Annotated in this window: 22 protein-coding genes and 1 pseudogene; 10 read left to right on the plus strand and 13 right to left on the minus strand. The window is 65.3% G+C overall.

Features of this window, described 5'->3' with window-relative positions; all coding sequences use genetic code 11:
* Positions 1-139 precede the first annotated feature (139 nt).
* Positions 140-1,351: an ABC transporter substrate-binding protein gene (locus BSQ44_RS14420; protein WP_072605357.1), complete on the minus strand. Its 1,212-nt coding sequence runs from the start codon at positions 1,349-1,351 to the stop codon at positions 140-142.
* Positions 1,352-1,642: 291 nt separating this feature from the next.
* On the opposite strand from BSQ44_RS14420, the gene BSQ44_RS14425 reads away from it, so the two are divergent.
* Complete coding sequence (locus BSQ44_RS14425) at positions 1,643-2,647, plus strand: metal ABC transporter solute-binding protein, Zn/Mn family (protein ID WP_083534755.1); 1,005 nt, start codon at positions 1,643-1,645, stop codon at positions 2,645-2,647.
* Positions 2,648-2,673: 26 nt separating this feature from the next.
* Here BSQ44_RS14425 and BSQ44_RS14430 read toward each other — a convergent pair whose 3' ends face one another.
* The 6 genes from BSQ44_RS14430 to rpiA all read right to left on the minus strand — a co-directional run bounded on the left by BSQ44_RS14430 (position 2,674) and on the right by rpiA (position 9,234).
* Positions 2,674-4,053: a class II 3-deoxy-7-phosphoheptulonate synthase gene (locus BSQ44_RS14430; RefSeq protein ID WP_072605359.1), complete on the minus strand. Its 1,380-nt coding sequence runs from the start codon at positions 4,051-4,053 to the stop codon at positions 2,674-2,676.
* A 165-nt stretch (positions 4,054-4,218) separates the two neighbouring features.
* Complete coding sequence (locus BSQ44_RS14435) at positions 4,219-5,397, minus strand: DUF2778 domain-containing protein (RefSeq protein ID WP_083534996.1); 1,179 nt, start codon at positions 5,395-5,397, stop codon at positions 4,219-4,221.
* 355 nt (positions 5,398-5,752) lie between these two features.
* A complete protein-coding gene (locus BSQ44_RS14440; RefSeq protein ID WP_072605362.1) occupies positions 5,753-6,421 on the minus strand; it encodes a gamma-glutamylcyclotransferase family protein in 669 nt (222 codons plus the stop codon).
* A complete protein-coding gene (gene gor, locus BSQ44_RS14445) occupies positions 6,402-7,793 on the minus strand; it encodes a glutathione-disulfide reductase (RefSeq protein WP_072605365.1) in 1,392 nt (463 codons plus the stop codon). The genes BSQ44_RS14440 and gor overlap by 20 nt, the downstream gene beginning before the upstream one ends.
* A 169-nt stretch (positions 7,794-7,962) precedes the next feature.
* Entirely contained in the window at positions 7,963-8,517 is a 555-nt protein-coding gene (locus BSQ44_RS14450; RefSeq protein WP_072605367.1) for a DUF2059 domain-containing protein, read from the minus strand.
* A gap of 18 nt (positions 8,518-8,535) precedes the next feature.
* Positions 8,536-9,234, minus strand: a complete 699-nt coding sequence (gene rpiA / locus BSQ44_RS14455; protein WP_072605370.1) for a ribose-5-phosphate isomerase RpiA — start codon at positions 9,232-9,234, stop codon at positions 8,536-8,538.
* Between the two features lie 171 nt (positions 9,235-9,405).
* On the opposite strand from rpiA, the gene BSQ44_RS14460 reads away from it, so the two are divergent.
* The 3 genes from BSQ44_RS14460 (at position 9,406) to BSQ44_RS14470 (ending at position 11,641) form a co-directional block, all read left to right on the plus strand.
* Complete coding sequence (locus BSQ44_RS14460; RefSeq protein ID WP_072605372.1) at positions 9,406-10,095, plus strand: HAD-IIIA family hydrolase; 690 nt, start codon at positions 9,406-9,408, stop codon at positions 10,093-10,095.
* A gap of 202 nt (positions 10,096-10,297) precedes the next feature.
* Positions 10,298-10,510: a cold-shock protein gene (locus BSQ44_RS14465; protein ID WP_072605374.1), complete on the plus strand. Its 213-nt coding sequence runs from the start codon at positions 10,298-10,300 to the stop codon at positions 10,508-10,510.
* Positions 10,511-10,735: 225 nt separating this feature from the next.
* A complete protein-coding gene (locus BSQ44_RS14470) occupies positions 10,736-11,641 on the plus strand; it encodes an NAD(P)-dependent oxidoreductase (RefSeq protein WP_072605376.1) in 906 nt (301 codons plus the stop codon).
* A gap of 8 nt (positions 11,642-11,649) precedes the next feature.
* On the opposite strand, the gene BSQ44_RS14475 is transcribed toward BSQ44_RS14470, so the two are convergent.
* Positions 11,650-12,468 (minus strand): EAL domain-containing protein, encoded by an 819-nt coding sequence (locus BSQ44_RS14475; protein WP_072605378.1) that lies wholly within the window; start codon positions 12,466-12,468, stop codon positions 11,650-11,652.
* Between the two features lie 28 nt (positions 12,469-12,496).
* Positions 12,497-13,420 carry an EAL domain-containing protein gene (locus BSQ44_RS14480; RefSeq protein ID WP_072605380.1) on the minus strand — a complete coding sequence of 308 codons (924 nt, stop codon included), beginning with the start codon at positions 13,418-13,420 and terminating at the stop codon, positions 12,497-12,499.
* 186 nt (positions 13,421-13,606) lie between these two features.
* Here BSQ44_RS14480 and BSQ44_RS14485 point away from each other — a divergent pair, with 186 nt between their 5' ends.
* The gene (locus BSQ44_RS14485) at positions 13,607-14,809 is read left to right on the plus strand and encodes a pyridoxal phosphate-dependent aminotransferase (RefSeq protein ID WP_072605382.1); all 1,203 of its coding nucleotides are present in this window, start codon (positions 13,607-13,609) and stop codon (positions 14,807-14,809) included.
* Here BSQ44_RS14485 and BSQ44_RS26600 read toward each other — a convergent pair.
* On the minus strand, positions 14,790-15,149 hold the full coding sequence (locus tag BSQ44_RS26600; protein WP_114579974.1) for a helix-turn-helix domain-containing protein: 360 nt from the start codon (positions 15,147-15,149) through the stop codon (positions 14,790-14,792). The two genes, BSQ44_RS14485 and BSQ44_RS26600, sit on opposite strands and share 20 nt — an antisense overlap.
* Positions 15,150-15,240: 91 nt before the next feature.
* Positions 15,241-15,813 (minus strand): annotated as a pseudogene (locus tag BSQ44_RS27915) (AraC-like ligand-binding domain-containing protein); the annotation flags it as partial.
* 110 nt (positions 15,814-15,923) lie between these two features.
* Here BSQ44_RS27915 and BSQ44_RS14495 point away from each other — a divergent pair.
* From BSQ44_RS14495 to BSQ44_RS14515, 5 genes are all read left to right on the plus strand, one after another.
* The gene (locus BSQ44_RS14495; protein WP_072605384.1) at positions 15,924-16,649 is read left to right on the plus strand and encodes an alpha/beta hydrolase; all 726 of its coding nucleotides are present in this window, start codon (positions 15,924-15,926) and stop codon (positions 16,647-16,649) included.
* Positions 16,650-16,752: 103 nt separating this feature from the next.
* A complete protein-coding gene (locus BSQ44_RS14500; RefSeq protein ID WP_072605386.1) occupies positions 16,753-18,630 on the plus strand; it encodes a putative bifunctional diguanylate cyclase/phosphodiesterase in 1,878 nt (625 codons plus the stop codon).
* A gap of 106 nt (positions 18,631-18,736) precedes the next feature.
* Positions 18,737-20,053 carry an alpha/beta hydrolase family protein gene (locus BSQ44_RS14505; RefSeq protein WP_072605389.1) on the plus strand — a complete coding sequence of 439 codons (1,317 nt, stop codon included), beginning with the start codon at positions 18,737-18,739 and terminating at the stop codon, positions 20,051-20,053.
* 161 nt (positions 20,054-20,214) lie between these two features.
* Positions 20,215-22,263, plus strand: a complete 2,049-nt coding sequence (locus BSQ44_RS14510) for an elongation factor G (RefSeq protein ID WP_072605391.1) — start codon at positions 20,215-20,217, stop codon at positions 22,261-22,263.
* Positions 22,264-22,332: 69 nt separating this feature from the next.
* Complete coding sequence (locus tag BSQ44_RS14515) at positions 22,333-22,914, plus strand: NUDIX domain-containing protein (RefSeq protein WP_072605393.1); 582 nt, start codon at positions 22,333-22,335, stop codon at positions 22,912-22,914.
* A gap of 60 nt (positions 22,915-22,974) precedes the next feature.
* Here BSQ44_RS14515 and BSQ44_RS14520 read toward each other — a convergent pair whose 3' ends face one another.
* Together BSQ44_RS14520 and BSQ44_RS14525 are read right to left on the minus strand one after the other, a co-directional pair.
* Complete coding sequence (locus tag BSQ44_RS14520) at positions 22,975-23,583, minus strand: flavin reductase family protein (RefSeq protein WP_072605395.1); 609 nt, start codon at positions 23,581-23,583, stop codon at positions 22,975-22,977.
* Between the two features lies 1 nt (position 23,584).
* A complete protein-coding gene (locus BSQ44_RS14525; RefSeq protein WP_072605397.1) occupies positions 23,585-24,169 on the minus strand; it encodes a nitroreductase family protein in 585 nt (194 codons plus the stop codon).
* Positions 24,170-24,270 lie beyond the last annotated feature (101 nt).

Consider the following 24,270-nt stretch of genomic DNA (forward strand, 5'->3'; position numbering starts at 1 on the left):
CCTCCCTCCAAAAATGCGCCCCGATTATCGGTGTTTCTGCGCGACTGAAGACCTGCCTGGAAATTCGGATCGCGTCAGAACACGAAAATGCCCGGGCGGTCGTCCGCCCAGGCCTGTCGATCCGATCTTGCGTCGATGCCTACTGGACCTGGCCCACTTCCTTGAAGCCGGGACCCTCGACGACCATCTCGATGATGACGCCCGGCACGTCGCCAGCCTCGTCGAACTCGTGGCTGCCGGAGGCGCCCTCGTAGTTGACGTCGGTGCCCTCGGCGATCAGCTTCTTGGCCTTCTCCCATTCGCCCGGGAAGATGGTCTCGCCCGGTGCGGTGGCGACTTCGCGCAGCGCCGCGCTCACGCCCTCGCGGTCGGCCGAGCCGTTCTTCTCGATGGCCAGCGCCAGCAGGAAAGCCGCGTCATAGGCCTGCGGGCCGAACGACGCGTTCGGGTCGAGACCGCCTTCCTTGGCGAGTTCGGCATACATCCCGGTGCCCGGGGTCTCCGAACGGCCGATCTTGGTGCCGATGAAGCCGTCGAGCTTGCCTTCACCGATGGCCGTCACCAGCGAATCGCCAATCATGCCGTCGCCGCCGGCGAACTGCGAGAAGTCGCCGCTCTCCAGGGCCTGGCGCACGATCGTCTGGCCCGAGCCGTCGACATAAGCGAGGATGACCAGCATCTGGGCGCCAGACGAGGCGAGCGAACCGATCTCGGCGCGATAGTCGGCCTTGCCGTCCTCGTGCGCCTCGTTGGCGGCCACGGTGCCACCGAGCGCCTCGAAGGACGATTGCAGCGCTTCGGCAAATCCCTTGCCGTAGTCGTTGTTGACGTAGGTGACGGCGATGTTGTCGTGGCCCTTGTCCTTGAGCAGCTTGGCAAGCACCTCGCCCGAATACGCGTCCGAGGGCGTCGTGCGGAAAAGCAGGTCGTTGTCCTCGATCGTCGAGAGGGCCGGCGAGGTGGCGGCCGGCGACACGATGACAACGTTGCCGGGGATCGCTGCGCTGTTGGCTGCGGCGATGGTCTCGCCCGAGCACAGCGGACCGACGAGCGCGGTGACGTTCTCGGCGTTCACCAGGCGGTCGGCGGCATTCGAGGCGGCGGTGGCGTCGATGCAGGTCGAGTCGGCTTGGACCATGGACAACTGGCCCCCGAGGATGCCGCCCTGGTCGTTGACGTGCTTGACAGCCAGCGCGGCGGCATCGTGGATCGGCGGCACGAGGGTCTCGATCGGACCGGTGAAGCCGCCCAGGAATCCCAGTTTCACATCTTCGGCGCTCGCCGCGCTTGCCGCGATCACCGCGACGCCCGCCACGGCTGCGGCGATCAGTTTGCGAAACGCAACACTCATGAATTCATTCTCCCATATTGTCCGATGATTGGCATCCGATGGCCGGACCCGAGTGGTCCCGCGCGCCGGACATGCGCCGGGTGCCGTGATGACGATATTGGAAGCGGGTCTGCGCTTTGTAAAGGCCGGGCCGGGGCGGACCGATGGGTCGCTCATGGCAGTTTTCGATTTTCCGCCCGCCGGCTCAGGTTCCGTCATGACAGTTTCTAAAGCGGCTTGACGAATGTAATAACATTACATAGTCGAGAACTGCGGACGAACGGAACGCCGCCGCGCTCACGGAGATGGACGATGAGATACCTGTTTGCCACGACGATCCTCGCAGGCCTGACCGCTTTCGCACCGGCGGGCGTGACCCAGGCTGCCGACTCCGAACTGAAGGTCGTGGCCAGTTTTTCGATCATCGGCGACATGGCGCGGCAGGTCGGTGGAAACCGCATCGACCTCGTCACGCTGGTCGGGCCGAACGGCGACGCCCATGTCTACGAGCCGAGGCCGGCGGATGCAGTCGCAATGGCTGGAGCCGACGTCGTGCTCGCGAACGGCCTGCATTTCGAGGGTTTCCTGTCGCGTCTGGCCGAGGCAAGCGGCTCGGTCGCGCCGGTCGTCGAATTGACGAATGGCGTAGAGACGATTGCCACTGAAGACGATGATCACGATCACGAAGCCGGCGAGGAGGCGCAGGCCGGGAGCGAAGCGGATCATGATCATGTTCACGAGGCGGAGCATGCCGACTCGGCGGAAGACGATCATCACGATCACGGCCCTGTCGATCCGCACGCCTTCCAGTCGGTGCCGAACGCCAGGATCTACGTGCGGAACATCGCGCAGGCGTTCTGCGGCGTGGATCCGGAGGGATGCGGGATCTACCAGGCCAATGCTGCGGACTACACGGAAGAACTGGATGCGCTGGACGCCGTCATCCGCGAGACGGTGACGTCCATCCCCGAAGACCGCCGCACGATCATCACCTCGCACGACGCGTTCGGCTATTACGGCAAGGAATACGGCATCCGGTTCCTGGCTCCGGAAGGCATCTCGACCGATGCCGAGGCGTCCGCCGCGGATGTCGCCGCGCTGATCCGGCAGGTGCGCGAGGACGAAGCCGCGGCGATTTTCGTGGAGAACATCACCAACGCCCGCCTGAGCGAGCAGATCGCCTCGGAAACAGGGCTCCAGATCGGCGGCACGCTCTATTCCGACGCGCTTTCAGGCCCGAACGCTCCCGCATCCACCTATATCGGGATGATGCGGCACAACATCGAGACCATCGCCCGGGCGATCGAGGGAAGCTGAACCCTTTCAGCTTCCCCTGAAAGATCCTAGCCGTTCACCACCTGCTTGTGCGGCACGTCCGCCCTGCCCTTCTTGAGCAGTTCCGAAACCAGGAAAGCGAGCTCGATCGCCTGGTCGGCGTTGAGGCGCGGGTCGCAATGCGTGTGGTAGCGGTCCTGAAGCTCCTCGTCGCGGATCGCCCGTGCGCCGCCGGTGCATTCGGTGACGTTCTTGCCTGTCATCTCGACATGGATTCCGCCCGGATGCGTGCCCTCCGCGCGGTGCACCTCGAAGAAGGTCTGCACTTCCTTGAGAATTCGGTCGAACGGCCGGGTCTTGTAGCCGGCCGCGGTGATCGTGTTGCCGTGCATGGGATCGCACGACCACACCACCTTGCGGCCTTCCTTCTTCACCGCGCGGACAAGCTTCGGCAGGTTTTCCCCGGCCTTCTCGGAGCCAAAGCGGGCGATGAGGGTCAGCCGGCCCGGCTCGTTTTCGGGGTTCAGGAGGTCGATCAGGTTGAGCAGTCCGTCCGGCGTGATCGAGGGGCCGCACTTAAGGCCGAGCGGGTTCTTGATGCCGCGACAGTATTCGATGTGGGCGTGGTCCGGCTGGCGCGTGCGGTCGCCAATCCAGATCATGTGGCCGGAGGTCGCGTACCAGTCGCCCGAGGTGGAATCGACGCGGGTCAGCGCCTGCTCGTAGCCGAGGAGCAGCGCTTCGTGGCTGGTGTAGAAATCCGTCTCGCGCAGGGCGAAATTCGTCTCCGACGTGATGCCGACGGCCCGCATGAAGTCCATCGTCTCGGTGATGCGGTTGGCGAGCGCCTCGTAGCGCTCGGCCTGCGGGCTGTCTGAGACAAAGCCCAGCATCCACTTGTGCACGTTCTCCAGCGAGGCGTAGCCGCCCTGCGCGAAGGCGCGAAGGAGGTTCAGCGTCGCGGCCGACTGGCGATAGGCCATCTCCTGGCGCGCCGGATCGGGCACCCGCGACTTCTCGTCGAAATCGATGCCGTTGATGATGTCGCCCCGGTAGCTCGGCAGCGTCACGCCATCCTTCGTTTCGGTGTCGGAGGAGCGCGGCTTTGCGAACTGGCCGGCAATGCGGCCGACCTTCACCACCGGCTGCGAGCCGGCGAAGGTGAGCACGACCGACATCTGAAGGAAGACGCGGAAGAAGTCGCGGATGTTGTCCGCGCCGTGTTCGGCGAAGCTCTCCGCGCAGTCGCCACCCTGGAGCAGGAATGCCTGGCCCTCGGCGACCTGAGCGAGCTGCTTCTTCAGCTTGCGCGCCTCGCCTGCAAAAACCAGCGGCGGATAGGTGGCGAGCTGCTTCTCCACGGTCTCGACCGCGGCAGCGTCCGGATAGCTCGGGACCTGGCTGATCGGCATGTTGCGCCAGGAGTTCGGAGACCATTTCTTCGTCATGACAAGCACCCAATTGCCGCCCCGCGCCACGCGCGCCCGGGCGGTCCCTGTCTACGGGATGCGGCTCTATACAGGAACAAGGCGGTTGCTTCCACCCGGAAGTTGGGTGGAAAAGGCAGCGGAAATCGCCGCCGGGCAAGCCTCGGAGCCGGATCGTGCGCTTCTTCAGATGCTCTGGGCGTTGGACGCCATTCGTACGCCGGCACTTCGCCCGCCGCTCGGCACCACCACGAGCTGCGTGATCTTGCCCTGCTTGAACTGGTTCAGGAAGCGGTCGTAGTCCTTGAAGGCGACGCATCCATGCGATTCCGCCGGGCGCCCGCGCAGCAGATAGCTGTGGGTGAGGAAACCGTCGCGGCCGTGCTTGTTCTTTCCGTCGACCGGAAGCATGCGGATGGCTTCGACCCCGTGGAAGCGTTTCTCGCGCATCTTGAGATTGTAGACATGCGGCGGGGTCGGCCCGTTCATCCTGACGTTCGCATAGCGCGGATTGTCGGCCATCTTGCCGATTCCGGAATGAGCTTCGAGAACACTGCCGTCGGGCATATAGACCTTTGCGGCGCTGATATCGTAGACGGCGACGCCTTTGCCGGCACTGGTTCCGCCGCCGAACAGGTTCCGCAGGCTGAACCCGCCGCCCGAATTCCTTTCGGCGGGCTCATCCGGCCGCGCATAGGCGAGTTGCTTCGGCTTGGCTGCCGGGCGCTCGCGTGCCTGACCCGGATCGTTGGATTTCCGCGCCGGCTGCTCGCCGGCTTGTCCGGTAGAACTCGGCTGCCCTTCCCTCGCGGACTTGGACACCTCGTAGTGCGGGCGCGGCTCCGGCAGAGGGATGTCGAACAGGTCCTGTTCCCCCTCTGGCAGCGCGGCGAGCTCGTCCTGTGGCTGCAGGCCCGGATCGCCAAGAGCGTCGGGCTCTTCCTGCGTCTCCCGCAGCAGCGCGGCGAGCGCGGCGGACGCCGCGGGAGAAGGATCGCCATAGGCCAGCAGGACCGGGGCCGGATCGAAAGCCCCGGCGAGCGGCGGCCCGAAACGGTCCGGCGCGGGCCCGGCGGCCTGCGCGATCGGCTGCGGCGATTCCGTCTGGCCTGGCCGGCCGAAGAGGGTGGCCAACTTTCCGGACGTCAGGGCGGCCCGCCTGACGACGTCGTCGAAACGCGCGGCACTGTCGGAGACATCTTCCCTTTCGGTAACGGCAGCAATGCGCGCCGTCTTGTCGCGACCCGCGGCGTCATTTGCCGCGAAACGTGTCGATGCGGCTCGCAGCCTCGACACCTTGCCCCCGTGGGTTCGCTGGCTGGCAACCTGGAACGTCATCCTGTCGGCGGCATGAAACTGCGTCATGGGCAGGATAGACAGCGACCCGAAGGCAAAGGAACTGCTCGCGGCGGCTATGACCAAAGCGGCGCAGACAGTTGCGCCGAGAAAGGCGGGGCCAACGCACACAATCAGCAATGAACCGAGCAGGCGGCGCGTATCCCGCGGACGAATGATTTTACTCACGAAAACGCCAAGCCGGAAAATCCCGCAACGATCATCGCGCCGACGCGCGGCTGCGAATGCGTGACTTCCGGATTGTCCCCTTCTTGACCGAACGATTGAGAGAAGATGGACAAATGTGGTTAAAGTTTGCTTGCAGCGGGTGTTCTTGAGCCGAACAGGCGGCAGACTGATGGCGCGCTGCTCGAAGGTGCCTGCTTCACAGCTTCGGCGGATGCGGATCGGCAGTAACGGCGGCCACTCGCATTTCCAGCGCCGTCGCGAACAAGCTCCGCTCGTGGCCGTTCAGCATCACGGCCCGGGGATAGAGCGGCGCATGCCGGTCATCGTGCAACGGCGTGTCGAAGCCCTCGGTCTCCTCGATGAATCGCCGCATGCCGTCTTCGCCATGTTCGGCGAGAAAACCCTGGAGCACGGCATCGAGGTAGGACCGCAGGATCTTCGGCGGCTCGGGGTGATGCGGAATGTCGGGATCGGCCTCGTAGACATAGACTGGAACGCCGGATGGCACCGGCTCTTCCGTCTCAAGCGCCTCGATCTCGACCGGCAAGCGGCGGTATCGCGCCTCGCGCTCGTCGACAGCGGCAAGATTCTCCGCCCGGTCGAATACAAGCAACCCGTCGCAGATGGCATCCGGATCGCGTCTTACGCTGAGGAGCGCGGCTGGAAATCCGGGCATGTCCGGGCGCGGCCGCCATATCCTGCGCCATCCCCGCAGTCGAGCCGGCACTGCGTGAACGATTTCGGTCCGGTGCGTCGCCCGGTTCACCAGCGAGCCGTAGCCAAAGTAGGCGACGAGCTTTCCCGAACTGGCGAGGTCCGCGAGATCAGGGGATATCCGCACGCGGTCAGTCGATCCTTTTGCCATTCTCCACGCGGTAGCTCCGCTGGTACATGGTGACGAGTTCCTCGGCGGCACTTGGATGTACGGCCATGGTGCGGTCGAAATCGGCTTTGGTAAGCCGCGCCTTGACTGCGATGCCGAGCAGTTGCGCCATCTCGCCGGCGTCCGGACCGAGGATGTGCGCGCCCAGCACGCGCTTGGAAGTCCCGTCGACCACGAGCTTGACCAGCATTTTTTCGTCGCGGCCGGCGAGCGTGTGTCGCATCGGCCGGAAGGACGCCTTGTAGACGTCCACCGTCTCGAACTTCTTGATCGCGTCGTCCTCGGACAGCCCAACCGTGCCGAGTTCCGGCTGTGAGAAGACGGCGGTCGCCACCTCGTCGTGGTCGGGGCTGGTCGGGTTGTCCTTGAAGGCGGTTTCCACGAAACACATCGCCTCATGAATGGCCACCGGCGTCAGCGACACGCGCTCGGTGACGTCGCCGACGGCGTATATGTTGTCGACGTTCGTTCGCGAATACGCGTCGACGAGGATCTCGCCTTTCGGGCCGATCTCGATGCCAGCCTTCTCCAGCCCCACCCCTTCCGTGTTCGGCTGGCGCCCGAGCGCGAGCATGACCTCGTCGGTCGCCAGCGTCTGGCCGTCCGACAGATGCGCGTCGAGCCGTCCGTCGCCACGCCTCTCGATCCAGTCGAAGATCGTGTGGCACAAAATGCGGATGCCTTTCTTCTCCATGGTCTCGTGCAGCATGCGCCGCAGGTCCATGTCGAAGCGCCCGAGGATCTCGCGGCCGCGATAGACCAGCGTCGTCTCGACGCCGAGGCCATGGAAGATGTTGGCGAACTCCACCGCGATGTAGCCGCCGCCCGCGATGACGATCGACTTTGGCAGTTCTTCCAGATGAAAGGCCTCGTTGGACGAGATGCAGAGCTCATGTCCGGGAAGCGCCGCATGCGGGTTCGGACGCCCGCCGGTGGCGATCAGGATCCTGTCGGCCGTGACGGTGCGGTCCTGCCCGACGAGACGGACCGTGTGGGCATCCACGAGTTCGGCGCGCGTGTCGAACAGTTCGGCGCCGGCATTCTCCAGCCCCTTTCGGTAGAGGCCTTCGAGCCGGGCGATCTCGCGATCCTTGTTGGCGATCAGCGTCTTCCAGTCGAACGACGCCTCGGGGACGGTCCAGCCGTAACCGGCCGCGTCCTCGAAATGCTCCGGAAACTGCGATGCGTAGACGAAGAGCTTCTTCGGCACGCAGCCGCGGATCACGCACGTGCCGCCGTAGCGAAACTCCTCGGCGATCGCGACCTTCTTCCCGAGCGAAGCGGTCATCCGTCCAGCACGCACACCGCCCGAGCCACCGCCGATCACGAAGAGATCGTAGTCGAAATTCGCCATGTCGTTTCCTTGCCTCGCTCCGTCTCGACCGCGTCGCCCCAGGCAGGCGGTTCGCGGCGACTCTTATCCGATGGCGCAACCGGATGAAACGCCGCCTACCCGAGGTCTCCCACCGGAAAAAGAAAAAAGCCCGGGGCGACCGGGCTTTTCGAGGAATGTCTTTGCGCCGCTACTGCGCCGGCGCCGCCTCGGTGCCAGCGGGCGCGGGCGTCGCCGCCGACTGGGGCGCCTGGGCCTGTAGTTCCTCGCCGACCGCGGCGGCGAGGTCGCGGGCCAGACCGCGCTGCCAGATCTCGGCCGCCTGGTCGAGGTCGCGGATGATCTCCGGACCCTTCTCGATCAGGGCCTTGCCCGCCTCCGAACTGTAGAACTCCGCTATCGCGTTGAGCTGCGCCTCGTCGAAATTGCGCGCATAGGCGAGTGCCGCCTCCCGTTCGAGGTCGCCGCGGCGGCTGGCCAGTTCGAGCGCCTTCTGGTCGACGGTCGCGATGATGAGGTCCTGCAGGTTGGGGTCCTTGCGGATGAGTTCTTCTTTCAAGGCTCTGGCGGCAAACGGAAGGATCAGGTCGTACTGCTGGGTTGCCTGCAGCGCATCGAGCGCGCCGCGGGCGGCCTTCAGATGGGTGTCCGAAATGTCCTGAGCGAGCACCGGCGCGGCGCCGGCGAGAAAAGCCGCGGCGGCGATCGCCGTCGCGAGGCGTCGTGCTGATTGCTTGAGGATCATGGCGAAGAAACTCCCTGGCTATCGGGTAGGTTTGATTGTCTTGACGCCGGACTTCCCGGCGATGATCGCGACATCCGCGAAATCGAGAAACATGCCGTGCTCGACGACGCCGGGAATGGCGTGGAGAGCGTCGGAAAGCGCTCTTGGATCGTGAATGAGGCCAAATGATGCATCGAGGATGTAGTGCCCGCCATCCGTGAGGAAAGGCGTCCCCTCGGCCATCCGCAGCACGATCCGGCCCGACAGCCCCAGCTTTTCGGATGCCTTGAGGACGGCCATCTGCGTGGCGGCGAGACCGAACCGGTTCACCTCGATAGGCAGCGGAAACCGCCCAAGCCGGTCGACCAGCTTGGTCTCGTCGGCGATGACGATCATGGAATCGGAGGCAGCGGCCACGATCTTTTCGCGCAGCAGCGCGCCGCCGCCGCCCTTGATCAGGCGAAGCTGCGTATCGACCTCGTCCGCGCCGTCGACCGTCATGGCCAGATGCGGAACGTCGTCGAGCGTCGTCAGCGGGATGCCGAGTTCGCGGCACATGATCGCCGTGCGTTCCGACGTCGGGACGCCGGTGACCGGCATCCCGTCGGCGACCGCCGCGGCGAGCAGGCGGATGAACTCCTCCGCCGTCGAGCCGGTGCCGATGCCGATCACCATGCCGGCCTCGACATGGGCCAGCGCGGCACGGGCGGCTTCCATTTTCAGCAGTCGAGCGTCCATCGGCGAGAAAGCAGCCTCCCCCAGTGCAAGAATTGGTTCCCCCCAGCGCGTGCTCCTATCATTTCTGGCCATGGCGGCAAAGGCTTTCTGGCTCAGCCGGAAACCCGCTCCTTGCCCGACACCGGCAACCCGGCGTAATCGCTGCGTCGAAGATCACGAACGGGGACAGGAATGGACGCAAAGACGCCGACGATCGTGTTCGACCTCGACGGCACGCTGGTCGACACGGCCGACGACCTGATCGCTAGCCTCAACCACGCCCTTTCAACCGAGGGGATGCGCCGCGTCGATCCGGCCTGGCTGAGGCCATACGCGGGACATGGCGGGCGCGCGATGATCGAGCGTGTCTATGCCGCCGAGCGGCGTGCGCTGGCGCCCGGACTGCTGGACGCACTGGTGAAAGGCTTCCTTGACCATTACTCCGACAGCATTCCGGGAGTCTCCCGTCCCTTCCCGGGCGCGGTCGAGGCGCTGGAACGGCTGGCTGACGCGGGGTTCCGGCTGGCCGTGTGCACAAACAAGCCGCAGGACTACTCCGACCGGCTGCTTGAAGCCCTCGGCCTGAGCGCGCATTTCTCCGCGATCTGCGGCGCAGACGCCTTAACCTTCCGAAAACCCGATCCCCGCCACCTGGTCGAAACGATCCTGCGGGCGAACGGCGATCCCGGGCGATCGGTGATGGTCGGGGATTCCCGCACTGACGTGGACACGGCACGGGCCGCCGGGATCCCGGTCGTCGCCGTCGAATTCGGCTACAGCGACGTCCGCGTCCACGATCTCGGACCCTCGACCGTCATCGCGGATTTCGGCGAACTCACGCCCGACCTCGCCCGGCGGCTCATTTCGGCGGCCGGCGGCTGAAACCCCGATCGTGACGGTCCCCGGCAACGGCATCTTGCAATCCGGACGCGGCGCGGGTATTTTAGTGTGGTTGATATTTTCGGCCGATCGATCTGGCTGTCCGCGATCTTCGCGTTTGCTCGTATCTATCTCCAAAATCTCGATACCACCGGTCGCGCATTCGTGCCGGCCAAGCGAAGTTGCAAACGCAAGGAAGATCCAAATGGCAACTGGCACTGTGAAATGGTTCAACGCGACCAAGGGCTTCGGCTTCATCCAGCCTGACAATGGCGGCCAGGACGTTTTCGTCCACATCTCCGCCGTCGAGCGCGCCGGCATGTCGAACCTCGTTGAAGGTCAGAAGATCAACTTCGAGGTCGAGCAGGACCGTCGCACCGGCAAGTCCGCCGCTGGCAGCCTCAGCAAGGCGGCCTGATTTCGGGCGTGCCGCCGGCCTCCGGGCCTGAATGGCAGCGCAACCTACCGACGGACCCGAAGGGCGACCAGCGCGCCGGGACGTCACAAGATAAAAGGCGGGGCCGGTCCCCGCCTTTTTCTTTGCCTGCTCTCCCGCGTTTTCTGCGCATGCCGGCGTTCGGCGGATGACAAGCGGCGCGCGAAGCCCCTATCCTCCTCCGACCTGCATGGAGAGGAGTGGACGATGGAAAAGGTATCGGTTGGGTTCGTCGGCGTCGGGCTGATGGGCCACGGGATGGCAAAGAACATCCTGGAGAAGGGTTTTCCCCTCACGATCCTGGCGCACCGCCGGCGCGAGGCGGCCGAGGATCTCAAGGCGCGCGGCGCCGGGGAAGTCACCTCCGCCCGCGAACTGGCGGAAAAATGCGACATCGTCGTCTTGTGCGTGACCGGCAGCGCACAGGTCGAGGCGATCGTCAACGGGCCGGACGGGCTCGTTAGCGCCGGACGGCCGATCCTGGTCTGCGACTGCTCGACCTCCGACCCCTCCTCCACGATTCGCCTCGCTGCCGAACTCGCCGGCAAGGGCATGGCGCTCGTCGACGCGCCGCTTTCGCGCACACCGAAGGAGGCGCAGGCCGGCACGCTCGACGTGATGGCCGGCGGCGAAACGGAGCATTTCGAGCGCGTCCGATCCGTGCTCGAGACCTTCGCACAGAAAATCGTCCACACCGGCCCCGTCGGCAGCGGGCATACGATGAAGCTCCTGAACAACTTCGTGTCCCTGGGTTACGCCGCGATCTATTCGGAGGCGCTCGCGCTCGGCGCAAAGGCGGGCCTCACTCCGCAGGTCTTCGACAGCGTCATCAGCGACGGCCGCATGGATTGCGGCTTCTACCAGACCTTCTTCAAATACGTGCTGGAGCGCGACCGCGACGCGCACAAATTCACCCTCGGCAATGCGCTGAAGGACCTGAGCTATCTCTCCGCCTTCGCCAATGCCACCGGCTCCTCCAATCCAATGGGCGCCGCCGCACGCAACTCATTCGCGCTGGCGGTCGGCACCGGCCACGCGGAGGATTACGTGCCCATGCTGTCCGACGTCATCGCCGGGTTGAACGGGGTAGCGTTGGCAGGCTCCGAAGGCTGAGCAGCCCCTCAGCGGCCATTTGCGCCGACCAGCTTCAGGTTTTCGCCGAGTAGGACCTCGATGTCGAGTGGCGCCTGATCGAAGATAGTGCCCGCGAGCGCCGGGCGCGCCAGATAGTAGCCCTGGAGGAAATCGGCACCGGCAGTGAGCGCGGCGGCGAGGTCGGTCGCGGTTTCGATTCCCTCGACCAGCACCTGGCATCCCATGTCCCGAAGCCCGGAGAAGAGATCCGGCAGCAGGGCAGAGGCGTCCGGGTTGCGGGCGACCGCCTGAAACCAGCCGGCGTCGATCTTGACGGTGTCGGGCTCCAGCAGATGGACCCGGTCCAGCGTCGATTCGCCCGCGCCGAAATCGTCGACGGCGATTTTCACGCCAATGCGCTTCATGTCCACGGCGAACGCGCGGACCTGCTCGCGGCTCGTCGCCACCCCCTCCGTGATCTCGCAGACCGCCAGCGACGGATCTGGCAGCGTTTCCCGCGCAAGCCATTCGATGTGCTCGGCATCGGGCAACGGCAGGCCCGGGTCAACGTTGAAGAAGAGTTCCAGTCCGTCGATGCCGATATTGGAATAGTTGCGGAAATGGAGCATTCGACAGACATTTTCGAGCGCCTCACGCCGCGCCGTCTCGACCCGGGCGAAGAGTTCCTGCGCGGGCACCGCCTGGCCTCTCGTGAAGGCGATCGCCAGGGCCTCGCAGGCGAAGGGCACCAGCACGTCTCTGTCGACCCGAAAGAGCATCTGGTAGCTGCTCTTGAGGAGGAGTTCGCGGTGACGTCCGAAGACGATGCCGACCTCGTCGACATGGACTGCAAGCTCGTTGCTCAAGCACGGCTCCGTCGATCGGCAGCCGCCATCAGCCGGCCGATCCCCGCGTCCGGCGTCCGAATGCGCGCGCGGGCGGACGGGGGGCGCTGTCTCCGATTCCTATCCGCGGCTCTGTCCGTTCGACCACCGGGCGCTTCCCCGGAACGTCGGTCTTCTTTTCGTCCCGCGAGAAGACGGAAAAGCTGGTAGGCGCAAGTTCGGGACGGGCGAGAACGTAGCCTTGAACCATGGAAGCGCCGGATCGCTCGGCGAGTTCGAGTTGCCAGGTTTCCTCGATTCCTTCGAAGACAGTCGTGATGCCACGCGCCGTGAACGTGTCGACCATCGCCTTGAGGAGCGCGAAGCCTGGACCGGAATCCATGAGATGGGTGATCCAGTGCGCGTCGAACTTCACGATGTCGGGACGCAGTTCCTCGATGCGGGCGATGTCGGAATCGTCCGCGCCGTAGTCGTCCACAGCGATCCGAAAGCCGCTTGCGCGCAGAGACGCCACGAACTGGCGCAATGTCTCGGTGGAGGCCGACTTCTGCTCGGTCACCTCGCAGACAATCCGCTCCGGGTGGAGACCCGCCTCGTGCAGCACCAGGCGCATCTCGCGGATCGCCACGTCCACGACTTCGCGGTCGGTAAACAGCGACGGGTCGAAGTTGACGAAGATCGTGGCCGACGGGTCGAGGCAGGCGCCCGCGTTGAGAAGATGCAGGGTCCTGGTCAGCGTTTCGACGTGGTAGCGGTCCACCGCGGGCACCGACCGGAAGAACAGGCCCGGCGAGACAGGCTGGCCCTCGCGGAACGGCCGGATCAGCCCCTCGAAGGCCGCGATGGCGACCTTGCCGCCCTGGAAGGCAAAGATCGGCTGAAAGGCGCTCTTGAGCACATAGACGCCCCAGACGCCGGCATAGGTGCCGTCATCCTGCCGTATGATATGATCCAGTCCTGAACTGCGCGACAAAGCCGCTCTCCGAGGGTCAGGAAGCCTTCGCGATAGCGCATAAGCTTTTTCGTCCGGTTAATGTGTGAGATTTTTCGCACTTCGGGCCGCAAATTCCCTCCCCTCTCCTTGCGGTGCCATCGCCATTGCGACAATACGGTCCCGCCGCAGTGGCAGAACAATCGCCAGCATCAGGAGATCCGACCCATGGCATTCCTTGCCGATGCCCTTTCCCGCGTGAAGCCCTCCGCAACCATCGCGGTCGCACAGAAGGCCCGGGAACTGAAAGCGCAGGGTCGCGACGTCATCAGCCTCGGCGCCGGCGAGCCGGATTTCGACACGCCCGACAACGTCAAGAACGCGGCGATCGACGCGATCCGCCGCGGCGAGACGAAGTATCCTCCGGTCTCCGGCATTGTGCCCTTGCGGGAGGCGATCGCCGCGAAGTTCAAGCGCGAGAACAATCTCGACTACGCCCCGTCGCAGACCATCGTCGGCACGGGCGGCAAGCAGATATTGTTCAATGCCTTCATGGCCACGCTGAACCCGGGCGACGAGGTGGTCATCCCTGCGCCCTATTGGGTCAGCTATCCCGAGATGGTTCTGCTGTGCGGCGGAACGCCGGTCTTTGCGGATACGACCATCGACAACGGCTTCAAGCTGACCGCCGAGGCGCTGGAGAAGGCGATCACGCCGAAGACCAAGTGGCTGGTGATGAACTCGCCGTCCAACCCGTCGGGCGCCGCCTACACCCGGGAAGAGCTCCGCGCCCTCGCCGACGTGCTGTTGAAGCATCCGCACGTCTGGACGCTCACCGACGACATGTACGAGCACCTGACCTACGGCGACTTCCAGTTCGTCACGCTGGCCGAAGTGGAGCCGGGTCTCTACGACCGCACGCTCACCATGAACGGCGTGTCCAAGGCCTACGCCATGACCGGATGGCGCATCGGCTACGCGGCCGGCCCGGCGCAACTGATGAAGGCGATGGACACCATCCAGAGCCAGCAGACCTCGGGCGCCTGCACCATCGCGCAGTGGGCGGCCGTAGAGGCGCTGAACGGGCCGCAGGACTTCGTCACGAAGAACAAGGCGATCTTCCAGGGCCGCCGCGACCTCGTCGTGTCGATGCTCAACCAGGCCTCCGGCATCAAGTGCCCGGTGCCGGAAGGGGCCTTCTACGTCTACCCGTCCTGTGCGGGCGTGATCGGCCGCAAGGGTCCGTCGGGCAAGGTCATCGCCGATGACCAGGATTTCGTCACCGAACTCCTGGAAGCCGAGGGCGTGGCCGTCGTCCACGGTTCGGCGTTCGGCCTCGGCCCCAACTTCCGCATCTCCTACGCCACGTCCGAGGAACTGCTGGAAGAGTCTTGCATCCGCATCCAGCGCTTCACGGCATCGCTGAGCTGAGCCCCTCCCCGCGGCGCCATTCTCCCGGCGTCGCGGCGAAGCGCGCCTTGAAGGCGCGGCCGAAATGGGAGAGGTCGGCGAAGCCGCAGTCGTAGGCGATGGTGCCGATCGGCAGGCGGGCCCAGCGCGGGTCCCGCAGCCGTTTCGCGGCGAGGATCAGCCGCTCTTCGAGGAGGTGCGCGCCGAAGCTGGTGCCGGCCTTCTCTAACAGCCGGTGAACCCACCGTTCCGAAATCCCCAAAGCTCTCGCGGTGCCGACGACGTCCAGCGCAGGATAGTCCAGTCGTTCGTCGACATGGCGCCGGATGCGGAGATAGGTAGCTTCGCGGCGCGCGGCCATCGACCTGCGGCGATCCTCCACCCGCCTCGCCGAGCGCCAATGCGGCCAGATCCAATAGCGTCGAGAAGAGACGCGCCGCGGCTAAGGCGGGAAGTGCGGCGCCGCTCTCGTGCAGCGTGCGGGCGGTCTCAGTCAGCAGGCGGCCGACGACCGGGTCGTGCGACAGCGCCGCGGGCAGCCGCGGAAAACCGCCGGGAAGCCGCTCTTCCAGAAGCCGGACGGGCACGAAGAAGGACGCAACGCCGAGCGCCGGCCTGCGCCGGTGCTCGAGTGCGAAGGGAACGCCGGAAGCGAAGATACCGACCTCGCCGGGGCGCAACACGACGGTGCGGCCCGACTGGCCGATTTCGCTCAGCCCCACGGTCTGGTAGTTCAGGTATAAGCATTCCTCGCGCGAACGGGCGATTTCCCGCCGCGTCCGGATCACCTCGTGAGCGGTCGCGCGGACCCGGTTGACCGCGCCCTCGCCGAGCGGAACGTGTTCGACGCGCGCCCGGAACGTTTCGCGCACCGGGTCGTCAGCTTCGGGCGCGAGTTCCATGAAGGCCTCGCAGATCGCTTCGCGATAGTAGCCGAATGCTGCACTCCGCTCGACGTCGCGCGTGTCCCAGACGCGCGGCGGCAGCGCCTCCGACTGATCCCTCGCCATGCCAGTATCGCGCATCGTCCTTCCCCCCGTGCGCTCCAGGTCGATCCTTGTGCGCGCTCAGCCATTTCCCATCATGGCTGGGCGCGCTCAAATCCTCCCTCTCATCGTAGTCCAAGGAGGAAGACATGGCCACTTACGTGCTCGTCCACGGCGCCTGGCATACGGGCGAACTCTTCGAGGAGGTCGCGGCGCCCATCCGCGGCGCCGGACACGAGGTCCACCTGCCGACAATCGCCGGAAACCGACCGGGCGACGAAAAGACGATCGGGCTCGCACCGGCGATCGCCTCGATCGTCGACTACCTCGTCTCGAACGATCTCTCCGACGTGATCCTGCTCGGCCATTCCTATGGCGGCATGATCATCACCGGCGTCGCCGATGCGGTGCCTGAACGGCTGCGACGGCTGATCTACTGGAACGCCTTCGTTCCCAACGACGGAGAATGCCTGAACGACATGGTGCCACCGCACTACGTGGCATTGTTCGACGCCGTCAGCGGCCAGAGCAGCGACAATTCGGTGATGCTCCCCTACCCGATCTGGCGCGAGGCCTTCATCAACGACGGCGACGCGGCGCTCGCGCAGTCGTCCTTCGACAGGCTGAACCCGCACCCCTATGCGACCTTCACCGATCCGATCAACCTCAAGACGAACCCCGCGGACATGCAGGTCGCGAAGTCCTACATCAACGCCACCTCGGATACCGCGCTGCCGCAGAGCCTCGGCTGGCATCCGCGCCTGTCGGAAAAGCTCGGCCTCTTCCGGCTGGTGCAGACGCCGGGCAGCCATGAGATGTGCTTCTCCGACCCGGCAGGCCTCGCAGAGGCGATCATGGCGGCGGGCCGGGACTGACCAGGCCAACCGGCCTGCCTGTCAATTCCGTGCCTTCCGCTTGACCCTTCCTTAACGGGCGCTGGTCCATACCCGCTGAAGTAGCGATTGCGAGGCATTGACGATGCTGGCGGGCGAATTCGCTGACGGAGCGTCGATCTCGCTGATCGACCTCCAGAGCGACCTCATCGAAAAGATTGCGTTCCGCGAACCTCTGGGGATGATCGCAGAATCGCTGTGCCTGCATGCACAGAGCCTAGCGCCGGAAGCGATCTGTTCCATCCTCAGGGTCACCGAGGATGGGCGGCTTTCGACGCTCGCCGGCCCTTCGCTTCCCACCCACTATTCCGACGCAATCGACGGTCTCCAGATTGGACCTTACGTGGGTTCCTGCGGAACGGCAGCACATTTCGGCGTAGCTGTGGAAGTCACGGACATCGCGACCGACAGGCGCTGGGCAGATTTCAAGGCGCTGGCCCTGCCGCTCGGCCTTCGCGCCTGCTGGTCGAGCCCCATCAAGGCCCGCGACGGCCGCGTCATCGGCACCTTCGCCTTCTACTTCCGCACCCCGCGCGGCCCGAGCGATCTCGAGCACGAGGTGGTCAAGCGCTGCGGGCAGCTCTGCGCCATCGCTATCGAGCACGAGGAGATCGCACGCCGCGTCCACGAGATGGCCTATACCGATCTTCTGTCGGGGCTTCCCAATCGCGCCAGCTTCCTGAGACGCGTCGCCCACCTGTCGAAGAACGACAGCCGGCCTTTCGCGCTCCTGCTAATCGATCTCGATCACCTGAAGGAGGTCAACGACACGCTGGGTCATGCCGGCGGCGATGCGCTGATCCGCACCGTGGCCGCCCGCCTGCGCGAGGCCGGCCCGGCGGTCGAGCCGCATCGCCTGGGCGGCGACGAGTTCGCCGTGCTGCTGCCTGGATGTGGCGCTGAAGCCGAGATGGCCGAGGCCGCGCGCTGCCTGATCGAGGTGCTGCGACATCCGTTCACGTTCGATGGCCAGTCGATCGCGCCCTTCGTCACGATCGGCGGAGCACTGTTCGACGGCGCGGACCACGACGCCGAAACGCTCTGCCAGAACGCGGATTTCGCGCTGTACCACGGAAAGTCCGAGAGCCGTGGCAGCTTCGTGCCTTTCCGCCCGGAAATGCGCACCGCCATCACCCGCCGTATCCAGTCGATTCGTGATCTCGACGAAGCACTCTCGGAGGGTCGCGTCTTTTGCGCCTATCAGCCGATCGTGCGTATCGACACGGGCGAGATCGTCGGTCTCGAAGCCTTGGCGAGAATGCGCAGACCGGACGGCCGGATTCTCAGCGCGGGCGAGTTCCATCAGGCGATGAGCGATGCGCGCACCGCCACCAGGCTGACCGATCACATGCTGCGGGAGGTCGCCGCCGATGTACGCCGATGGCTGGACATGGGCATCCCGTTCCAGCATGTCGGCGTGAACGTCACCGGCGCGGACTTCCGCGCCGGATGCCTCGACCAGCGTATCGAGGAAACGTTCGCGGCAGCTGACGTCCCTCTGCGGCACGTGATCCTGGAAGTGAACGAGAACGTCTACGTGGGCGGCAGCGACAACGGCGTCGCGCGAGCCGCGGAAAGCCTTCGTTCGAAGGGCATGCGTATCGCGCTCGACGACTTCGGCACCGGGCACGCCTCGCTCACCCATCTCCTCGACTTCCCCGTCGACATCATCAAGATCGACAAGTCCTTCGTCGACCGCATCGTTGACGACCGGCCGAGCCTCGCCATCGTACAGGCGCTGGTCGAGGTCGCGCGCAAACTCGACATGCGCATCGTCGCCGAAGGCATCGAGACGGCCGAGCAGGCCGACAGGCTGCTTGCCCTCGGCTGCGTGCTCGGACAAGGCTACCGCTATTCGCGCCCGGTCCCCGCGACGGTGACGACCGAACTGCTGCTGCGGTTCGCGCAGCGCGCCCATCCCGTGCTGAAACGTCCCCAACTGCCGCTGCGCGCCCACGGCTGACGTCCCACGCACCCATCCCCGGACTACTCCCTCCCCGTCATTGCCGTGCTACAACACGCACGTAGAAAAAACTTGTCTCACGGCATGGCAAGAAGGGATAGGAAACATGAAAACACTCCTCGTCGCGGCGCTCATCGTCGGCGCCATGGGCACAAGCACGATGGCACAGGAAAACAGGATCGATCGGGTGCGCCCGGACGCACCCGAACTCGCCGCGCCCGGCCCGCACGCGATCGGCGTGCGCACGATCGAACTGCTCCACGAGGACCAGGTCGACATCCTCAACGTCGAGGCCGGCAAGCCGCATCCGCGCTACGATCGCCCGCTTACGGTCGAGGTCTGGTATCCGGCCGAAGGCGATGCCGTCGGCGGCACCTATGAAGGTGTCTTCCTGCGCGACGGCGTCACGCAGGTCTCGCTGGAAGGCCGCGCGGTGCGCGACGGCGCGCCCAAGAAGGCCGAGACGGGCGCCTGGCCGCTCGTCGTCGTCTCGCACGGCTATCCTGGAAATCGATTCCTGCTCAGCCACCTGGCGGAGAATCTTGCCACCAAGGGTTATGTCGTCGTCTCCATCGACCACACCGACTCCACCTACAACGACCAGGCCAAGTTCGGCTCCACCCTGGTAAACCGCTCGCTCGACCAGATCTTCGTCCTCGACGAGATCGATCGGCTGTCGAAGGACGAGGCGAGCTTCCTGAACGGCATTGCCGATGCATCGAATGCCGGTCTCATCGGCTATTCCATGGGCGGATACGGAGCGGTGATAACCGCCGGCGGCGGCGTGACCGAGGCGAGCACCAAGTACGAATGGGGTGCGCCCGATGGCACGCTGGCGATCCACCAGGCCGGATCGCCCACGCACGACGCGCTTCCCGATCCGCGCTACAAGGCGGCGATCGCCTTCGCGCCGTGGGGCATGGAGCGCGGCTTCTGGGATGCGGAAGGCCTGAAGGGCATCGAGATCCCGATGTTCTTCGTCGCCGGCAGCGTCGACGACGTTTCCGGCTACGAGAAGGGCGTGAAGGTGATCTACGAACAGGCCGTCAATTCCGATCGCTATCTCCTCACCTTCGAGAACGCCAACCATAATGCCGCCGCACCGATGCCTGCTCCGGTCGAGTCCTGGAAGGTCTCCGAAAAGCTCGGCTGGGCGCCTTTCGACCACTATGCCGATCCGGTCTGGGACACGGTGCGCATGAACAACATCGCCCAGCACTTCGCCACCGCCTTCCTGGGCAAGGAACTGAAAGGCGACGAGAGCATGGATGCCTACCTCGACCTCGTCGAGAACGCGCAGGATGGTGTGTGGGCGGTCAACGAGGACAAGTCCTTCAAGCCCGAGCACACCTACTGGAAGGGTTTCGGCGACCGAACCGCCAAGGGCCTGAACCTCATGCACGCCGCACCGGCGGCCAACTGACTCCGAATGCGATCCGGGGCGGCCGCCGCTGCCCCGAATCACCCTTGTCACGGTGTGAAACCCGTGTGACGATGCCTGCAGCCGGGCAATGAGATCCGGCGCGCGACGGCCGGCAGGCCGGCCGCCGCTCACGAGGAAACGTGAGAAGGAGGTCGTCCAAAATGGGAAATCGCGCCGGAGGCAGACGCACGGGACCGAAATGCATCGCCATTGTCGGTCCCTTCGCAAGTGGCAAGACATCGCTCCTCGAGGCCCTTCTGGCCCGAACCGGCGTCATCCAGCGCCAGAACACGGTCTCTTCGGGAAGCACGGTCGGGGACCATTCCGCCGAGGCCCGCTCGCATCAGATGAGCGTCGAGGCCTGCGTGGCGACCACCGAGTTCATGGGCGAGAGCCTGACCTTCATCGACTGTCCCGGTTCGATCGAGTTCGCCTACGAGGCCGAACCCGTGCTGGCGGCCTGCGATCTCGCCGTGGTGGTTGCCGAGCCTGACGAGAAGAAGATCCCTGCCCTGCAGCTCATCATGCGCACGCTTGACGAACTCGGCATCCCGCGCGTGCTCTTCCTTAACAAGATCGACAAGTCGGCCGAAGGCGTGCGCGACACGCTGAAGATGCTGCAGCCCGCGAGCGTCACGCCGCTGCTGCTTCGCCAGATCCCGCTGCGCAAGGACGGCGTGATCGTCGGCTCGATCGATCTCGCCCTGGAGCGCGCCTACATCTATCGCGAACACGCCGAGAGCGAGATCGCGCCCATTCCCGACGACGAGAAGGCGCGCGAGATCGAGGCGCGCTTCTCGATGCTCGAACGCCTGGCCGACCACGACGACGTGCTGATGGAGCAGCTGCTCGACGAGATCGAACCGCCGCGCGACGAGATCTTCGACGATCTGGCGGCGGACCTGCGCGACGGCGCCGTCATCCCTGTCCTGATCGGCTCCGCCGAGCGCGGCAACGGGATCCTGCGCCTCCTGAAGACCATCCGCCACGACGCGCCCGACGCCGCCGCAACGCGCGAACGCCTAGGGCTGGAGGCGGACGGAGGCACCGTCCTACAGGTGATGAAGACCATTCACACGCCGCATGGCGGCAAGCTGTCGGTCGCGCGCGTACTCGCTGGCGAGATCGCCGATGGTGCCGAACTCGTCGCTCCGGATGGACGCGGCGGCCGGATTTCGGGCCTCTACAGGCTGCTCGGCCGCGACCAGGCGAAGCTTCAGAAGGCCGGCGAGGGCGAGACGGTCGCTCTCGGTAAGCTGGACGGGATTAAGACTGGCGACACGCTCGCGGCCGGCAAGTCGCCGCCGGTGGCTCTGGCCCCGCGGCTTGCACCGGAGCCAGTCTATGCCATTGCGCTGCGCCCGCTCGAACGCAAAGACGAGGTGAAACTGTCCGCCTCGCTACAGAAACTGGCCGAGGAGGATCCTTCGCTCCTCATCGAGCATCAGGACACGGGCGAGACGGTCATCTCCGGCCATGGCGAGATGCATCTTCGCGTCACGACCGAGCGGCTCGACAGCAAATACCAGATCACCGTCCAGTCGTCCCGGCCGGGCATTCCCTATTGCGAGACGATCCGCAAGGGCGCCACGCAGCGCGGCCGCCACAAGAAGCAGTCGGGAGGACACGGCCAGTTCGGCGACGTGGTGCTCGACATCAGGCCGCTGCCGCGCGGCTCCGGTTTCGAGTTCACCGACACGATCACCGGCGGCGTCGTGCCGAAGCAGTACATCCCTTCGGTGGAGAGCGGCGTGCGCGATTTCCTGAAGTCTGGGACCTTCGGCTTCCCGGTGGTCGACATCGCGGTCAACCTGTCGGACGGCTCCTACCACACGGTGGATTCCTCCGACATGGCATTCCAGATGGCGGCCAAGCTCGCCATGCGCGAGGCAATGCCGGCCTGTTCGCCGGTGATCCTGGAGCCGGTGATGAAGATCGAGGTCTACACGCCGTCCGACTCCACCGCCAGGGTGACTGCGATCCTGCCGCAGCGGCGCGGCCAGATCCTCGGCTTCGACGCGCGTCCCGGCTGGGAAGGCTGGGACGTGGTTGAGGCGCTGATGCCGCAATCGGAGATCGGCGACCTGATCGTCGAACTGCGCTCGGCAACCGCCGGCGTCGCCACCTACCGGGCGAGCTTCGACCACATGGCCGAAATCGCGGGCCGCCAGGCCGACGAGGTGATGAACGCCCGAAACAAGGCCGCCTAGAAGGCCTTTTTGGCGGATTGCCTGGTGCCGTGATCGGGGATACTCCTCCCGCGACGTGAGGAGTTTCCCTTGAGCGAGCGCATCCGCATTCTGGACGAAAAGGTCCTGTCCGACGACTGGGCCTTGCTGACGAAATATACCATCGCCTACCGCCGCTTCGACGGCCGGTGGGAGGAACAGGTCCGGCAGGTCTACGACCGCGGCGACGGGGCGGTGATCCTGCCCTTCGATCCGACGCGGTCCACGGTGCTTCTGGTGCGCCAGCTTCGCTTTCCGGCCTTCGTCACCGGCCATCCCGAACCACTCATCGAGGCCTGCGCGGGAAAGCTTGAGGGAGACGATCCGGAGACCTGCATCCGCAAGGAGGCCGAAGAGGAACTGGGTTACAGGTTGCGCGCCATCGAGCCGCTCTTTTCTCCTTACATGTCGCCCGGCAGCGTCTCGGAGCGCATCTGGTTCTTCACCGGGCACTATTCGCAAAGCGACCGGATTTCGTCCGGTGGCGGTGCAGAAGACGAAGGCGAAGACCTCGAAGTCCTGGAGATGACGGTGGACGACGCTTACGCGGCCTGTCTCGATGGACGGATCATCGACGCCAAGACGATCATGCTCATTCAGCACCTGAAGCTTCGCGAAGCCACCCATACCTGACCGATCCGCCACGCCGTCTTCGCGCGCGCGGCAGGCCGAAACCGCCGATGGGCAAGGCGCTCAGCCCTTCTCCCACCGTGGCCGCCGCATGGCGAACGTCTCCGTCACCGAGGCGTAGTCCATGTAGCCCAGCCGGGTGAGATTGCCTGCCTTGACGTAGTCGAACAGCCCGTCGGTCAGCACCGCGTCGTCGATGTGGACGCCGATCACCTGGCCGACGACCACCAACCCGCCAGCTGGTTCACCTGACAAGAGTTTCGGCAGGAAGATGTCGGTGACTTTGCACTCCAAGGCCGCGTGGGCCTCGGCGACCCGAGGGGCCGCGATCAACCGGGAGGGCGCCGGTGTCAGCCCTGCGATGCCGAATTCGCTCGTGCCGCGCGGCGCTGCCACCGACGTCGCGTTGATCTTTTCGGCGAGATCGCGGGAGGCGAGGTTGGCGACGAACTCGCCAGTCTCGCGCGCGATGGAAAAACTGTCCTTCTCGCTCTCCGACGAAAACCAGACGAGCATCGGACGGCCGGAGAGCGGGCCGAAGAACGAATAGGGCGCGAGGTTCAGTTCACCCGACGCGCTGCGGCTCGAGATCCAGCCGATGGGCCGCGGTGAAACGATCGCCTTCAGCGGGTCGTGCGGCAGCCCGTGACCCTTGGACGCTTCGTAGAACATGTCAGCCCTGCCACGGTCCGGAGTAGTCGCTGACGAGCGCGGTCGGGTCGGGTCGCGGGCGCTCCAGGATCACGCCGGTGTGCGTGCCGATGTGGACGAATCCCACCACGCTCTCGTGCGGCGCGAGCCCCAGGATGGTTCGGCCCTCCTCCGCGTCGGAGTACCAGTTGGTGATCAGATTGGCGCCATAGCCCAGCGCGTTGGCAGCGATAATCAGGTTCATGGCCGCCATGCCGCCGGACAGCAACATTTCCCACTGCGGGATCTTGGGGTTTTCCTTCGGCGAGGAGACGACGCCAATGACCAGCGGCGCGCGGGTGAAGCGCGTGCGCTCCTGCTCGCGGCGGGCGTCGGCCAGCGGACCTTCGCGCTTCTCGGCCAGTTCCGCCAGCTTCTCCCCGATCGCGTGACGGATATCTCCGCGGTAGAGGATGAAACGCCACGGCGCCAGCCGCCCATGATCCGGCACGCGGCTGGCGATCCGGATCATGGTCGCGATGTCGTCCTCGCTTGGCCCCGGTTCGGAAAGCTCGTTGATGGGCGCGGACTTGCGAGCGAGCATGAAATCGATGATGGATGAGTTCAAATGTCTGATCCTGAAATTCGGGAGGACTTGGAAAACCACGGCGCGAAACCATCGTTCCGGCAGCCTTGAAATTGCCATTGCATTGGGCTTGATGGCAAGTC

Origin of the sequence: Aquibium oceanicum (genome assembly GCF_001889605.1) — a bacterium.
Lineage (GTDB): Bacteria > Pseudomonadota > Alphaproteobacteria > Rhizobiales > Rhizobiaceae > Aquibium > Aquibium oceanicum.

Bases quoted from the DNA above. Each gene is read 5' to 3' on its own strand.
- BSQ44_RS14420 (WP_072605357.1), bottom strand. From the start codon at position 1,351: ATGAGTGTTGCGTTTCGCAAACTGATCGCCGCAGCCGTGGCGGGCGTC.
- BSQ44_RS14425 (WP_083534755.1), top strand. From the start codon at position 1,643: ATGAGATACCTGTTTGCCACGACGATCCTCGCAGGCCTGACCGCTTTC.
- BSQ44_RS14430 (WP_072605359.1), bottom strand. From the start codon at position 4,053: ATGACGAAGAAATGGTCTCCGAACTCCTGGCGCAACATGCCGATCAGC.
- BSQ44_RS14435 (WP_083534996.1), bottom strand. From the start codon at position 5,397: ATGACGCAGTTTCATGCCGCCGACAGGATGACGTTCCAGGTTGCCAGC.
- BSQ44_RS14440 (WP_072605362.1), bottom strand. From the start codon at position 6,421: ATGGCAAAAGGATCGACTGACCGCGTGCGGATATCCCCTGATCTCGCG.
- gor (WP_072605365.1), bottom strand. From the start codon at position 7,793: ATGGCGAATTTCGACTACGATCTCTTCGTGATCGGCGGTGGCTCGGGC.
- BSQ44_RS14450 (WP_072605367.1), bottom strand. From the start codon at position 8,517: ATGATCCTCAAGCAATCAGCACGACGCCTCGCGACGGCGATCGCCGCC.
- rpiA (WP_072605370.1), bottom strand. From the start codon at position 9,234: ATGGACGCTCGACTGCTGAAAATGGAAGCCGCCCGTGCCGCGCTGGCC.
- BSQ44_RS14460 (WP_072605372.1), top strand. From the start codon at position 9,406: ATGGACGCAAAGACGCCGACGATCGTGTTCGACCTCGACGGCACGCTG.
- BSQ44_RS14465 (WP_072605374.1), top strand. From the start codon at position 10,298: ATGGCAACTGGCACTGTGAAATGGTTCAACGCGACCAAGGGCTTCGGC.
- BSQ44_RS14470 (WP_072605376.1), top strand. From the start codon at position 10,736: ATGGAAAAGGTATCGGTTGGGTTCGTCGGCGTCGGGCTGATGGGCCAC.
- BSQ44_RS14485 (WP_072605382.1), top strand. From the start codon at position 13,607: ATGGCATTCCTTGCCGATGCCCTTTCCCGCGTGAAGCCCTCCGCAACC.
- BSQ44_RS26600 (WP_114579974.1), bottom strand. From the start codon at position 15,149: ATGGCCGCGCGCCGCGAAGCTACCTATCTCCGCATCCGGCGCCATGTC.
- BSQ44_RS14495 (WP_072605384.1), top strand. From the start codon at position 15,924: ATGGCCACTTACGTGCTCGTCCACGGCGCCTGGCATACGGGCGAACTC.
- BSQ44_RS14500 (WP_072605386.1), top strand. From the start codon at position 16,753: ATGCTGGCGGGCGAATTCGCTGACGGAGCGTCGATCTCGCTGATCGAC.
- BSQ44_RS14505 (WP_072605389.1), top strand. From the start codon at position 18,737: ATGAAAACACTCCTCGTCGCGGCGCTCATCGTCGGCGCCATGGGCACA.
- BSQ44_RS14510 (WP_072605391.1), top strand. From the start codon at position 20,215: ATGGGAAATCGCGCCGGAGGCAGACGCACGGGACCGAAATGCATCGCC.
- BSQ44_RS14520 (WP_072605395.1), bottom strand. From the start codon at position 23,583: ATGTTCTACGAAGCGTCCAAGGGTCACGGGCTGCCGCACGACCCGCTG.